The sequence below is a fragment of the Stenotrophomonas sp. LC732 genome, from assembly GCF_052446685.1.
GTDB lineage: Bacteria > Pseudomonadota > Gammaproteobacteria > Xanthomonadales > Xanthomonadaceae > Stenotrophomonas > Stenotrophomonas muris.
This window is the reverse complement of sequence record NZ_CP199214.1, coordinates 2137865-2150606: the sequence shown is the minus strand read 5'-3', so window position 1 is coordinate 2150606 and position 12742 is coordinate 2137865. Positions and strand designations below refer to the sequence as shown.

Here is a 12742-nt window from a genome sequence, read left to right as displayed (position 1 = left end):
CTGGATTCATGGGATGATGCACCACTGCGCCCGACTGCCACTACATGCACACACTGACCGATCCCCACCTGCTGAATGACATCGCTGAGATCGGTCGTATTGAAGCAGTGCCGCGCATCCTTGAAACCGTCGCCCATATCACAGGCTCAAGATTCACCGCGATTGCCCGGGTGACAGAAACCACGTGGACCGCCTGCGCCACCCTGGACACCCTGGGGTTCGGGCTCGTTCCGGGCGGGCAGCTGGTCCTCGAAACCACCCTCTGTGACGAGATCAGGCAGTCATCGACCTCGGTGGTGTTCGCGCACGCCAGTGCACATCCGCTGTATTCCAAACACCATACGCCCAGGATCTATGGGCTGGAGAGTTACGCCTCCGTGCCGATCCATCGGCCGGATGGAAGTTTCTTCGGCACCCTGTGTGCCATTGATTCGTCGCCGGGCAACTTTGATGAGGCGCATGTCCAACGATCCATGGAGCTGCTTGCCGACCTCGTTGGCAACTACCTCGACAAAGAGGATCAGCTGCTGGAGGCAGAGACAGCCCTTTCAACGGCACAGCGTGTTTCCGATCTGCGCGATCAGTTCATCGCGGTGCTGGGCCATGACCTCCGCAGCCCGCTGCAGGCCATCAGCGTGGCCGCCGATTCACTGGAACTTGAGGCAACATCCGAGCGCCAGCAGCGGATGCTCGCGCACATCGCCGCCGGCGTCACCCGGATGGATGGCCTCATCGGTGATGTGCTTGATTTCGCCAGGGGGCGGCTGGGAGGAGGCATTCCGGTCTCGCTCCAGGAAAGCCACACCTTGCAGGCGGAGCTTGAACAGGTTGCAGAAGAAGTGGCGATCGCTACCGGTCGGCAGGACATCAACGTCCAGATGCGGATCGAAGGTGGCGTGGTCTGCGACACCGGCAGGCTGTCGCAGCTGCTGGCCAACCTGCTGACCAACGCAGCCCAGCACGGCGAGCGTTCCGCCCCAGTCACGCTGAGGGTTCAGGCCGCATCCCATCGCCTCACGCTGGATGTGCATAACGCCGGCTGCATTGCGCCTGAGCGGCTGGGGACGATTTTCAGCCCGTTTTCGCGTGAGCAGGGCGAGCTGCCCAGGCCAGGGCTTGGCCTGGGCATCTACATTGCATCGGAAATTGCCAAGTCCCACGGCGGAACACTGGACGTGCAGTCGAGTGAGAGCGACGGCACCGTGTTCACATTCCAGATGCCGACCGCGGCGCGTCCATGAAGGTGGGCGCCAGGCAACAGAAGGGCTCCGGCACCGCGCCGGAGCCCTGGCCACTCACTTTTCCTGCAGGTACGTCAGCAGGTCCTGGTTGAGCTTGTCCTTGTGGGTGTCAGTCAGGCCATGCGGCGCACCCGGGTAGACAATCAGCCTGGCGCCCTTGATCAGTTTCGCTGACTGGCGGCCAGAGATATCGATCGGCACGATCTGGTCGTCGTCACCGTGGATCACCAGGGTGGGGACATCGAACTTCTTCAGGTCGGCGCGGAAATCGGTGGCCGAGAACGCGGCGATCGAATCGTAGGTGTTCTTATGGCCGCCCTGCATGCCCTGCGCCCACCACGCATCGATCAGCCCCTGCGACACCTTCGCACCGGGGCGGTTGAAGCCATAGAACGGGCCCGACGGAATGTCCCGATACAGCTGCGCGCGGTTATCCATCTGCGCCTTGCGGATGCCATCGAACACTTCGATCGGCAGGCCGTTGGGGTTGTCGGCGGTCTTCAGCATGAACGGCGGCACCGAGCTGATCAGCACGGCCTTCTTGACCCGGCCGGTGCCATGCCGGCCGATGTAGCGCGCCACTTCGCCACCACCGGTGGAGAAGCCCACCAGGGTCACATCGTGCAGGTCCAGTGTGTTGATGACCGTGGCCAGGTCATCGGCGTAGTGATCCATGTCGTTGCCGTCCCACGGCTGGCTGGAGCGCCCGTGGCCGCGACGGTCGTGCGCGATGACGCGGTAGCCATGGTTGGCCAGGAAGATCATCTGCGACTCCCAGCTGTCCGAATTCAACGGCCAGCCATGGCTGAAGGTCACGACCGGGCCGTCCTTCGGGCCCCAGTCCTTGTAGTACAGCTGTACGCCGTCGGCGGTGGTGATGTAGCTGGCAGTGCGCGCGATGGCGGTGACCGGAGCCGGCTTGGCTGGTTCGGCGGCCTGCGCGGACAGGCCGGCCTGGACCGAGAGGGCGAGGGCGGCAACGGCCAGGGTACGGGCGAAGGTGTTCATGCGGAAACTCTCATGGGTGGGTGGTGAGACGTACTTTGCGCCTGGAATCAGGCGTCCGGGTGATGAAGTGTCCTGATTTCTTGATAGATCGTCTTGCATGGACGTGCGCACACCAATCGCTCGATCGCCTGTTGACAGAGTAGAACGTTCGTTCTACTTTGCAGCCATGAGCAAGCTCACCACCGACACCCAACAGAAGATCCTGGCCACGGCCGAGGCGCTGATCTACCAGAACGGGATCCACGCCACCGGCATGGATCTGCTGGTGAAGACCTCGGGCGTGGCGCGCAAGAGCATCTACCGCCACTTCGAGAACAAGGACGACGTGGCCGCCGCTGCATTGAAGGCGCGCGACGTGCGCTGGCTCGCCTGGTTCCGGCATGAGTGCGAGAAGGCGGACAGCCCGGAAGCACGCATCCTCGGCATGTTCACCGTGCTCAAGAACTGGTTCCAGTCCGAGGGCTATCGCGGTTGCGCCTTCATCAATACCGCAGGGGAGGTCGGCGACCCTGCCGATCCGATCCGGGAAATCGCGCGGAATCACAAGCAGAAGCTGCTCGATTACACGCGGGAACTTACCGAACAACTGGATGTGGAGCAGCCGGCGGACCTGGCCCGTCAGCTGCTGATCCTGATGGAAGGCGCCATCACCCTGTCGCGTGTGATGGGTGATTACAGCGCCGCAGACACCGCGAAGGATGTCGCGAAGCTGTTGTTGGAACAGGCCAAGCGTTAGCGCCTGGGTACGCCAGATCCTTTGAAGCAACCCGTATATCCATTTCGATTGGAGGTCTCCCCGTGTCCGCAGAACAACCCCGTCCGCCACTTCCTCCGTTCACCCTTGAATCGGCCATGCAGAAGGTGCGCCTTGCCGAGGATGGCTGGAATTCCCGCGATGCCGACAAGGTGTCGCTTGCCTATTCGCTCGACACCCAGTGGCGTAACCGTGCCGAATTCACCAATGGCCGGGAGGAAGCCCGGCAGTTCCTGGCACGCAAATGGAACAAGGAACTCGAGTACCGCCTGATCAAGGAGCTCTGGGCCTTTACCGAAAACCGCATTGCGGTCCGCTACGCGTACGAATGGCACGACGACTCCGGCAACTGGTTCCGTTCCTATGGCAACGAAAACTGGGAATTCGGAGAGGATGGCCTGATGCAGCGCCGCTTCTCGTGCATCAACGACCTGCCGATCAAGGAAAGCGACCGCAAGTTCCATTGGCCGTTGGGGCGTCGCCCGGATGATCACCCGGGGTTGTCTGATCTGGGCATGTGATCGCCCCTGAGGCGCCAGGAGAAGCGCGCTCGGGTACGAACTGTGAGCCATACAGTGATGGCATACGCATGGCTCAAGAGTGCCGCGCTGAAGAGTGAAGGTTGCGGATTCCCAACTTGAGCAAGCGGCTCGCATGGCGTCTTGGTGATGTGCCAGCAAACGATAGGAAGAGAGAAGCCATCTGCCTACGAGGGAAGCGAGCGTGGCGACTCAGTCAAGCTCGCCGTAGTTGGCCTCCAGGCTGGGAATGAGTCCGGGTGTCTTTGAAATGGCTAGATGCAGTCGATTTCTTCGGGCTTACCACATCATGTTGTTCTGGGCACTCAGGCTGGTTGCCAGCCGTACATGTCGCCGACTTCACAGGCCTGTACCCCGCAGATGGGCATAGTGCCCCTTGGGTAGTGTGAGCGCGTCCATCCAGCCACGGGATTTTCCCGAACGCCAGGAGGTCACTGTGCCAAGTTGTGATGAAGGAATGAAGTTGACGCGTCGCCAGGTGATCGCCGGCGGCGTCACGACCGTGGCAATGTCCGCCGCACCGGGGGCGTCATCGCTCGCCGCCGAACTGGCGACGCCCCCGCCGCCCAGGCCGCCGGTCATCAGCACGGTGGCGTTGACCGTCAACGGCAAGCGGCGGGAGCTTGAGCTCGACACGCGGACTACGCTGCTTGATGCCCTGCGCGAACATCTGAAGCTGACCGGGACCAAGAAGGGCTGCGACCACGGTCAATGCGGTGCCTGTACCGTGCTGGTCAACGGTGAGCGCATCAATGCCTGCCTCAGCCTGGCGGTGCAGCACCAGGGCGATGCCATCACCACCATCGAAGGCCTCGGAACCCCCGATGACCTGCATCCGCTGCAGGCCGCCTTCATCAAGCATGACGGCTACCAGTGCGGGTACTGCACGCCGGGGCAGATCTGCTCGGCGGTGGCGGTACTGGACGAGATCAAGCGGGGTGTCCCCAGTCATGTGCAGGCAGACGTCAGCGCACGGCCCCGGGCCACCAACATGGAGATGCGCGAACGCATGAGCGGCAACCTCTGCCGCTGCGGAGCCTATTCCAATATTGCCGAGGCGATGGAAGAGGTTGCAGGCGTGACCCCTGCAGGGAGGCGCGCATGAGGGCCTTCAGTTACGAACGCGCGAGATCCCCGGCCGAGGCCGCCAAGGCCGTCGCCGGTATCGAGGGCGCGAAGTTCCTGGCCGGAGGGACCAACCTGCTCGACCTGATGAAGCTGGAGGTCGAGACGCCAGCGCACCTGGTCGATGTGCAGGACATCGGCCTGGACAGGATCGAACCCACCGACGAGGGTGGCCTGCGCATCGGCACGCTGGTCACCAATACCGCGCTGGCCTCGCATGAGCGCGTGCGCCGCGACTACGCGGTGCTGACCCGCGCGATCGTGGCAGGCGCCTCCGGGCAGCTGCGCAACAAAGCCACTACCGGCGGCAACCTGCTGCAGCGCACGCGCTGTCCGTATTTCTACGATCCCCATCTGCCCTGCAACAAGCGCCTGCCCGGGTCGGGCTGCGGCGCACTCGAGGGGTTCTCCCGGCAGATGGGCGTGATCGGCACATCGGACAGCTGCATCGCGACCTATCCGGGCGACATGGCGGTGGCCCTGCGGGTGCTGGACGCCTCGATCCAGACCGTCAGCGGTGACGGCAGTACGCGCAGCATCCCGATTGCCGATTTCCATCGTTCCCCCGGCGACAGGCCGCAGCAGGACAACGTGCTGCAGCGCGGTGAGCTGATCACCCACGTCACGCTGCCGAAGCCCCTGGGCGGTCGGCACGTGTACCACAAGGTACGTGACCGCGCGTCCTATGCGTTCGCACTGGTGTCGGTCGCCGCGGTCGTGCAACGAGACGGCTCGGCGCGGTTCGCCTTCGGTGGGGTTGCGCCGAAGCCGTGGCGCGTCGAGGCAGCCGAACCACTGCTGCGCGACGGCGTAAAGGCCGCGGCCCGGCAGGTGTTCGCCGGTGCCCGTCCGACGCGGGAGAATGCGTTCAAGATCGCTCTCGCCGAGCGCACCCTCGCAGCCGTGCTGGCGGAAGGAGAGCGCTGATGCCCCTTGAATTCAACGCCCCCGCCGGCGACAACCTGTTCGACAAGGCCAAGGTCGTCGGCAAGTCGACGCCGCGCATCGACGGTCCACGCAAGACCACCGGCACCGCCCCCTATGCGTACGAGCGCCACGACGTGGCGCCGAACCAGGCCTACGGCTACATCGTCGGTGCGGGCATCGGCAAGGGGCGCATCATTTCGATGGATGCCTCCCGCGCACGTGCCGCGCCCGGCGTACTGGCGGTCATCACCGCACCGGAAACCAAGCCGGTCGGCAAATCGAACTGGAACAACGCGCCGTTGTTCGGCGGACCCGAAGTGGCCCACTACCACCAGGCCATCGCCTGCGTGGTGGCAGAGACCTTCGAGCAGGCCCGCGCCGCCGCGGCGCTGATCCGCACCCGCTACGAGCGCAGCAAGGGCCGCTTCGATTTCCCGGCCCTGGCACCGACCGCGCCGCTGGCAAAGGGGCGTGACGGCAAGCCCGACCGGCAGGCGCTGGGCGATTTCGACACCGCCTACGCGAGCGCCGCGGTCAAGCTCGACGAGACCTATCACACCTCCGACGAAAGTCATTCGATGATGGAGCCGCACGCCACCATCGCCGCCTGGGAGGGTGACACGCTCACGCTGTGGACGGCGAACCAGATGATCGACTGGGCCAGGCAGGGCATGGCGGCGATCCTCGGCATCGACCCTGCCAAGGTGCGCGTGGACTCGCCCTATATCGGCGGCGGCTTCGGCGGCAAGCTGTTCATCCGTGCCGACGCGGTGCTGGCCGCATTGGCGGCCAAGCAGGTCGGGCGACCGGTGAAGATCGCGCTGCAACGCCCGTTGATGCCCAACAACACCACGCACCGGCACGCCACCCTCCAGCGCGTGCGGATCGGCTGCGGAAAGGATGGCCGGATCTCCGCCATCGCCCATGAGAACTGGTCGGGCAACATCAACGGCGAGGATGGCGAAAACGGCACCCTGCAGACGCCCAAGCTCTATGCAGGCGCCAACCGCCTGGTGGCCAACTACATCGCCACGCTCGACATGCCCGAAGGCAATGCGATGCGCGCACCGGGCGAAGCACCGGGCCACATGGCGCTGGAAGTGGCGATGGACGAAATGGCCGAGAAGCTGGGCCTCGATCCGATCGCGTTCCGCATCCTCAACGAGCCCGAGGTCGTGCCCGGCGATCCGTCCAAGAAGTTCTCCGACCGCAACCTGGTGCGCTGCCTGCGCGAAGGCGCGGAGCGCTTCAACTGGAACAAGCGCAACCCCAGGCCGGCGCAGGTCAGGGAAGGGCACTGGCTGGTCGGCATGGGCGTGTCCGCGGGCTATCGCGGCGCACCGACAATGAAGTCGGCGGCGCGGGTCCGGCTTGACGGCCAGGGCGGGGTGATTGTCGAGACCGACATGACCGACATCGGCACCGGCTCCTACACGATCATCGCGCAGACGGCAGCCGAGACCATGGGCGTGCCGCTGGACCAGGTCCAGGTCACCCTCGGCGACTCCCGTCATCCCGCCTCCGCCGGTTCCGGCGGCCAGTGGGGCGCGGCAAGCTCCACCGCGGGCGTGTACGCGGCGTGCGTCAGCCTGCGCCGCAAGGTGGGCGAGAAACTCGGCTTCGACGGCGACACCGCAGACTTCGCCAATGGCCGCATCCAGGCGGATGGGCGGACCATCACGCTGGCGGAGGCGGGAACCCTGTCGGCGGAGGACGGCATTGCCTTCGGCGACTTCAAACAAGGCTACGACGTCGGCACCTATGCAGGACATTTCTGCGAGGTCGCCGTGCATGCCTACACTGGAGAAACGCGCATTCGCCGCATGCTTGCCGTATGCGATGGCGGCCGGATCCTCAATCCGCTCTCCGCACGCAGCCAGGTCATCGGCGGGATGGTGATGGGTGCGGGCGCGACCCTGATGGAGGAGCTGGTGGTCGACAAACGGCTTGGTTTGTTCATCAACCACGACCTGGCCGGCTACGAGGTTCCCGTGCACGCCGACATTCCGTACCAGGAAGTGGTCTTCCTCGACACGCTGGATCCGGTGATCTCGCCGATGAAGGCCAAGGGTGTGGGTGAACTGGGCATCTGCGGGGTTGGCGCCGCGATCGCCAATGCGATCTACAACGCAACCGGCGTGCGCGTGCGCAGCTATCCCATCACCCTGGACAAGCTGTTGCCCGGCTTGCCCGACATAGGCTGACGTTGCGCATGGACCGACCCGTAGCCTCGCCCACTCTGGAGGTCTCCGCCGCAGGCGGAGGGGAGCCCGGCGATCTTGCCGAGGACCTGTCCGCAGCGCCGGGCTTCCTCGCCGAAGGCAGCCCGCGCGGCGTGCTCGAGACGGCCTTGACGCGCGTGCGTGCGGGGGAGCACGCCGTGCTCGCGCTGGTGCTGGAAACCGATGGCTCCACCTACGCCGGTGCCGGCGACATGGTGCTGTTCTGCAACGGCGGCCAGGTCGGCTGGCTGAGCGGCGGATGCCTGGAGCCCGAGCTCGCGCGACGCGCGGAGCAGGTGAGCGCGGCAGGGCGGGTCGACTGGATCGAGATCGACACCCGCAGTGACGACGACCTGTTGAGCGGGTCCGCGCTCGGCTGCCGCGGCCGGCTTCGGATTGCGCTGCTGCCGTTGCGTGCCATGGCCGGCCTCGACGACGTCATTGAGGCTTGGCTGCGCGAGGGCGTGTCACTCCAGCGCGACCTTCGCACGTCGGGGCAGGTCGTTTTCCGTGCGGGCCATCGCGAGCAGGCGTGGCAGCTGCATCCGATGGAGGGTACGCAGCCCTTTGGCGAGGGTGCGTGGCGTTTGCCGTTGCCCCGGCTTCCGCGGGCCCTGGTGTTGGGGGGCGGTCCCGAAACGCCCTTCCTGGTTCCGCTGCTGCGCGGCCTGGGGTGGCGGGTCAGCGTGGCCGAACGGCGAGCGCGCTGGGCCTCAGCCGGGCAGTGCGCGGATGCGCATCTTCAGACCAGCCCGGCCGAGGCCCTTCATGGCGACCGGTGCGACGCGGCACTGGTGATGCATCACGATTTCGAACTGGACCGGGAGACGCTGGTGGCCCTGGCTGATACCAACGTCGCGTTCATTGGACTGCTGGGTCCGCGGCGAAGGCGCGAGGACCTGTTCAAGCTGCTGACACCGGATCAGCGCCACCGGCTTTCCCCGAGACTTCGATCACCGGTCGGCCTGAACATCGGCGGCCGAGGGCCGGAGGCGATTTCGCTCAGCATCGCCGCACAGCTGCAGCAATGGCGAAGCGCGCACGGCAGGTGACTGACGCGCATGCGGTCGTCGTGCTTGCTGCCGGCGGGAGCACCCGACTTGGCCAGCCCAAGCAGCTTCTCACCCGGCAGGGCGAGACCCTGGTACACCGCGTGGTGCGATTGGCGGGGGAGGTTGCGCCAGCGCAGGTACTGGTCGTGGTGGGCGCGAACGCACAGGCCGTGACATCCAGCGTTGCCGGGCTGGATGCCACTCCGGTAACCAACCACCACTGGGAGCGTGGCCTGGCGAGCAGTCTGCAGGTTGCCGGCGCACACCTGCTGCCCACGGTGACCGCGGTGATGATCGTGGCATGCGACCAGCCCGCAATCGAGCGCTCCCATCTGCAGGCGCTGCTTTCCGGTGCCCGCGCCGCAGCGTCAACGTGCGCGGGCACCCGCCACGGAAATGCGCTTGGCGTTCCCGCAGTCGTGCCGCGCGCCTGGTTCACCGCTGTCGGTGCAGCCGGTGACCGGGGCTTCGGAGCGCGCCTGCGGCAACTTCCTGTCGATACGGTGCATGTCCTGCAGGCACCGGAACTGGGCCTGGATATTGATACGCCAGAAGATCTTGCGCGTGCGCGCGATGCGGGCTGGATCGATGCCGGGAGGTGACCCGCATGATCACTGGGCCAATGCCTGTCGCGCAGGTGACTAGTGTGGGCCACATCGCGCGCCCTCAGGCACCTCGCCCCCGAACATCTGCAGCACCCGATCCAACAGAACAGGTTCCGGCACGTCAGCCAGCACCTGCTCCAGATAGCCCACCGGCTCCAGCTGCCATTGAAGCAACGTACCAAGCTGCACAACGGCGGGCGCCCGCTGCTCCGCGTCCAGTGAGACCTGCAACAGCAGATGGTGCGAGCGCCCCTCCAGCCACAGCGCGGGTATGCCCCGGCAATGAACCTGGAACTCGGCATCTCGGCGCCGCTCTACGAACTGGAAGCCCTGTCGTGGCCGAGAGTCCACGAACTGCATCGCCTGGCGGCGCAGTTGTGAGAGTCGATCGTCGTTGATGTTTTGGAACGCGACAGGCGAGGGCGCCGGCGTCGCCGGCCACTGCGCCTGTGCCGCAACCACCACCACAAGACAGAGCGCGTTGGCCGCCCAGCGGCACCACGCCACTCACCCCTCCGGATGCAGGCGCGTACTGGCGTGTGCGGTAAGGCCGATGCCAGCCATGATCAGGCCCTCCATGACGCGAGGGCCAACATACTGCTCCAGCTCGCCGTTCTCGCGGGCGCGCTGCGCGGCCAGCAGGATCTCCAGCACCACCCGAAGGCCCGCCAGAGAGCAATCGGTATCTGCCAGGGCGATGCGTCGGCCGGGCATCTGATGGCGTTCCGGCCACGGCTGGCCATCGGAGGCGGCGCCCGAGCCGATACTGTGCAGCAGGGCGATGAGGGTGTTCGGGTCCAGCGCAGGGCCATTCGCAGGCGTGTCGCGAATCGGGTGCGGGGCAGGGGAGTGGGGCTGGGTCATGGCTGGGCTCCTTGCGTGCATGCAGAAGCCGCCACCGATAAAGGTGGCGGACGGTGCGAGGTTCGAAACCCGGTGTTCGCTAAACCGGCAGGCACAAGGCCTCCACGCACCGCCCGCCATAGCCGGCCGACGGATTGCCAGCCGGCACCACACAGGGTGATGCCGGCTGGCAAGCGTTTACTTCAGCGAACTACCGGGGTTTCGAATCCCGGCCACCTGTTTTCGGTGGCACGGAGAGGAATACGCCCGGCTGTGCGCGATGCCAATGCAGTAAGGCCGATGCCGTCATCACTTTCAACATTTTCAGAATCGTTGCATATGGCGCAACGGGCCTGGAGCCTTGCGCCGCAAGGCTGTTATCGATGTCGGCGGTGCACGCCTGACGAGTGTCGGCATCCGTCCGGCGAGGTTGTGAGCGAGGCAGTTGCGACAGGATTGCCAAAGGTTGTCGGGCGTCAGTAGCCCTTCAACGCGACCTTGGTCCGCTCCAGCCATGCGGCATTGTGGCTGCGTGCGTGACGCGACCAGAGCTGGGCATCATCGATGATGCTGGCGAACAGGCTGCGGGCCTGCTCACGGTCGTCGGGCTGCGGCTGTGCCATCAACCACTCGGCGTACAGGCAGCGGGCGGCGGCATCGTTTCCGCATTCCACGGCTCGCTCGAACGCGGCGCGGATGCCGGGCGCTTGGGCAGCCGCCAGTGCCTGCGCGTAAAGCAGGGTCTGTTCCGGCTTGCGGCGCACATCCGGATGGCGGGCGAACAGGCCGTCCAGCGTCTCCGCCGCACGCGCGGGCTGCCCGGAATCGAGGCGGGCACGCGCCAGGCCGGTCAGAATGTAGGGATCGTCGCCCAGCGGGGAGCTGGCTGCCTGCTCAAGCAGGGTTCTGGCTTCCTCCGCCTGGCCAGCATCCAGCAGTGTCATGCCCAGGCGAACCCGATTCTGCACGGTGGGCGTACGCGCCAGTTCGGCACGCGCGTTGCGCAGGTCCTGGCCCGGGTCCATGAGCTGCTTGGCAGAGCGGATTGCCTGCCGCGCGCCGCGCGAGTTGCGGGCTTCCGGGAAGTAGATCGCCAGGAAGTAGACGATGCTGCCTAGCAGTGGGAAGGAGAAGAGGGGTTCACCCCCGTTTTCACGGACACTTACGAGAAGGCCGATCAAGGCCATGAGGAGTGTTCATGTCGAAGCGAAGGAAGTTCAGCACCGAGTTCAAGCGCGGTGCGGTTGAGCAGGCCAGCCAGCCGGGCGTCAGCTGTGCCCAGGTGGCCCGGGAGCTGGGGATCCGGGATGCATTGCTGACCCGCTGGAAGCGGGAGGCCCAGAGCCGGGGCCAGGTGGCCTTCGGTGGCACCGGGACGCCCCGGGACGAGGAACTGGCGCGGCTCAAGCGCGAGCTGGCCCGGGTGAAGAAGGAGCGGGATTTTTTGCGAGAAGCGGCGACGTTCTTTGCCAAGGGATCATCCTGAGGTATCAGGTGATCGAACGTTGCCGCGATGAGTTTCCAGTGCGACTGATGTGTCGTTGCCTGCGGGTCTCGGCCAGCGGTTACTACGACTGGAGTAAGCGCTTGCCCAGTGCCCGGGAGCGCGACAACCAGCGCTTGCTCGGCCGGATCCGTGAGTTGCATGAGGACAGCCGGGGCACATTGGGCGCCGGCCGGATGCATGAAGACCTTGCCGAGGAAGGCGAGACGGCGAGCCTGAACCGGGTGGCGCGTCTGATGGCGACCGATGGCCTGCAGGGTTGGCCGCGACCGAAGCGGCGAGGCCAGCGCGGCAAGCCGGCGCTGACGCCGCCGGGTGTGCGCAACCTGCTGGAGCGGGACTTCACCGCGTTGGAGCCGGAGACCAGGTGGGTCACCGACATCACCGAGCTCAAGACCCGGCAAGGCAAGCTGTATCTGTGCATCGTGCTGGACCTGTTTGACCAGCGGGTGGTGGGGTGGTCAATGCATCATCGTCAGGATCGTCAGATGGTGATCAGGGCCGTGCAGATGGCGGTCTGGCAGCGCCAAGGCAGCCATCCACTGATCCTGCACTCCGACCGTGGCAGCCAGTTCCGAAGCGGCGACTACCAGCGTTACCTGGCGGCCAACGGCTTGGTGTGCTCGATGAGCGCGGTGGGCCACTGCGGTGACAACGCCGCGTGCGAAGGCTTCTTCGGCCTGCTCAAGCGCGAGCGGGTCTACCGCATGACCTACCCAACGCTCGATGCCGCGAGGGCGGATGTGTTCGAATACATCGAGCGGTTCCACAACCCGAGGATGCGACGAAGGGTCGCCAGGCAAGACCAGAAGTTCTCAGCCCTTTTACAACCGTCCGTGATTTCGGGGTAGAACCCCTTGGCTTCGAACGCGCCAAGGCGATTACTTCTGGCAGCAGCAAGCACACGGTCAATGTGACTATT

General features: G+C 65.5%; 13 protein-coding genes. 9 read left to right on the top strand and 4 right to left on the bottom strand.

Annotation, left to right across the window (positions count from 1 at the left end):
* Window positions 1-44: 44 nt before the first annotated feature.
* A complete protein-coding gene (locus ACT6SE_RS10330) occupies window positions 45-1241 on the top strand; it encodes a GAF domain-containing sensor histidine kinase (protein WP_046430662.1) in 1197 nt (398 codons plus the stop codon).
* A 54-nt stretch (window positions 1242-1295) separates the two neighbouring features.
* On the opposite strand, the gene ACT6SE_RS10325 is transcribed toward ACT6SE_RS10330, so the two are convergent.
* Entirely contained in the window at window positions 1296-2249 is a 954-nt protein-coding gene (locus ACT6SE_RS10325; RefSeq protein WP_046430660.1) for an alpha/beta fold hydrolase, read from the bottom strand.
* A gap of 166 nt (window positions 2250-2415) precedes the next feature.
* Here ACT6SE_RS10325 and ACT6SE_RS10320 point away from each other — a divergent pair, with 166 nt between their 5' ends.
* From ACT6SE_RS10320 to ACT6SE_RS10290, 7 genes are all read left to right on the top strand, one after another.
* Window positions 2416-2985, top strand: coding sequence for a TetR/AcrR family transcriptional regulator (locus ACT6SE_RS10320; RefSeq protein WP_046430658.1), 570 nt, complete (start codon window positions 2416-2418; stop codon window positions 2983-2985).
* Window positions 2986-3101: 116 nt separating this feature from the next.
* Window positions 3102-3524, top strand: a complete 423-nt coding sequence (locus tag ACT6SE_RS10315; RefSeq protein WP_153643313.1) for a nuclear transport factor 2 family protein — start codon at window positions 3102-3104, stop codon at window positions 3522-3524.
* A gap of 475 nt (window positions 3525-3999) precedes the next feature.
* Window positions 4000-4647, top strand: a complete 648-nt coding sequence (gene paoA, locus ACT6SE_RS10310) for an aldehyde dehydrogenase iron-sulfur subunit PaoA (protein ID WP_046430654.1) — start codon at window positions 4000-4002, stop codon at window positions 4645-4647.
* The gene (locus ACT6SE_RS10305; RefSeq protein WP_046430652.1) at window positions 4644-5594 is read left to right on the top strand and encodes an FAD binding domain-containing protein; all 951 of its coding nucleotides are present in this window, start codon (window positions 4644-4646) and stop codon (window positions 5592-5594) included. The genes paoA and ACT6SE_RS10305 overlap by 4 nt, the downstream gene beginning before the upstream one ends.
* A complete protein-coding gene (gene paoC / locus ACT6SE_RS10300) occupies window positions 5594-7798 on the top strand; it encodes an aldehyde oxidoreductase molybdenum-binding subunit PaoC (protein WP_046430650.1) in 2205 nt (734 codons plus the stop codon). The genes ACT6SE_RS10305 and paoC overlap by 1 nt, the downstream gene beginning before the upstream one ends.
* A gap of 8 nt (window positions 7799-7806) precedes the next feature.
* Window positions 7807-8868, top strand: coding sequence for an XdhC family protein (locus ACT6SE_RS10295; RefSeq protein WP_046430648.1), 1062 nt, complete (start codon window positions 7807-7809; stop codon window positions 8866-8868).
* On the top strand, window positions 8844-9470 hold the full coding sequence (locus ACT6SE_RS10290) for a nucleotidyltransferase family protein (protein ID WP_046430646.1): 627 nt from the start codon (window positions 8844-8846) through the stop codon (window positions 9468-9470). Before ACT6SE_RS10295 ends, ACT6SE_RS10290 begins: the two co-directional genes overlap by 25 nt.
* A 39-nt stretch (window positions 9471-9509) precedes the next feature.
* On the opposite strand, the gene ACT6SE_RS10285 is transcribed toward ACT6SE_RS10290, so the two are convergent.
* The 3 genes from ACT6SE_RS10285 to ACT6SE_RS10275 form a co-directional block, all read right to left on the bottom strand.
* Entirely contained in the window at window positions 9510-9980 is a 471-nt protein-coding gene (locus ACT6SE_RS10285; protein ID WP_046430640.1) for a hypothetical protein, read from the bottom strand.
* A complete protein-coding gene (locus tag ACT6SE_RS10280; protein WP_049439759.1) occupies window positions 9981-10337 on the bottom strand; it encodes a hypothetical protein in 357 nt (118 codons plus the stop codon).
* Between the two features lie 455 nt (window positions 10338-10792).
* On the bottom strand, window positions 10793-11503 hold the full coding sequence (locus ACT6SE_RS10275; protein WP_444811153.1) for a tetratricopeptide repeat protein: 711 nt from the start codon (window positions 11501-11503) through the stop codon (window positions 10793-10795).
* 11 nt (window positions 11504-11514) lie between these two features.
* Between ACT6SE_RS10275 and ACT6SE_RS10270 the strand changes: the two genes are divergently transcribed.
* Window positions 11515-12671, top strand: a protein-coding gene (locus ACT6SE_RS10270; protein WP_087944427.1) for an IS3-like element ISStma5 family transposase whose coding sequence is annotated in 2 segments (ribosomal slippage) — window positions 11515-11755 and window positions 11755-12671 — 1158 coding nt in all. Because the reading frame shifts where the segments join, the coding sequence is not laid out codon by codon here.
* Window positions 12672-12742 lie beyond the last annotated feature (71 nt).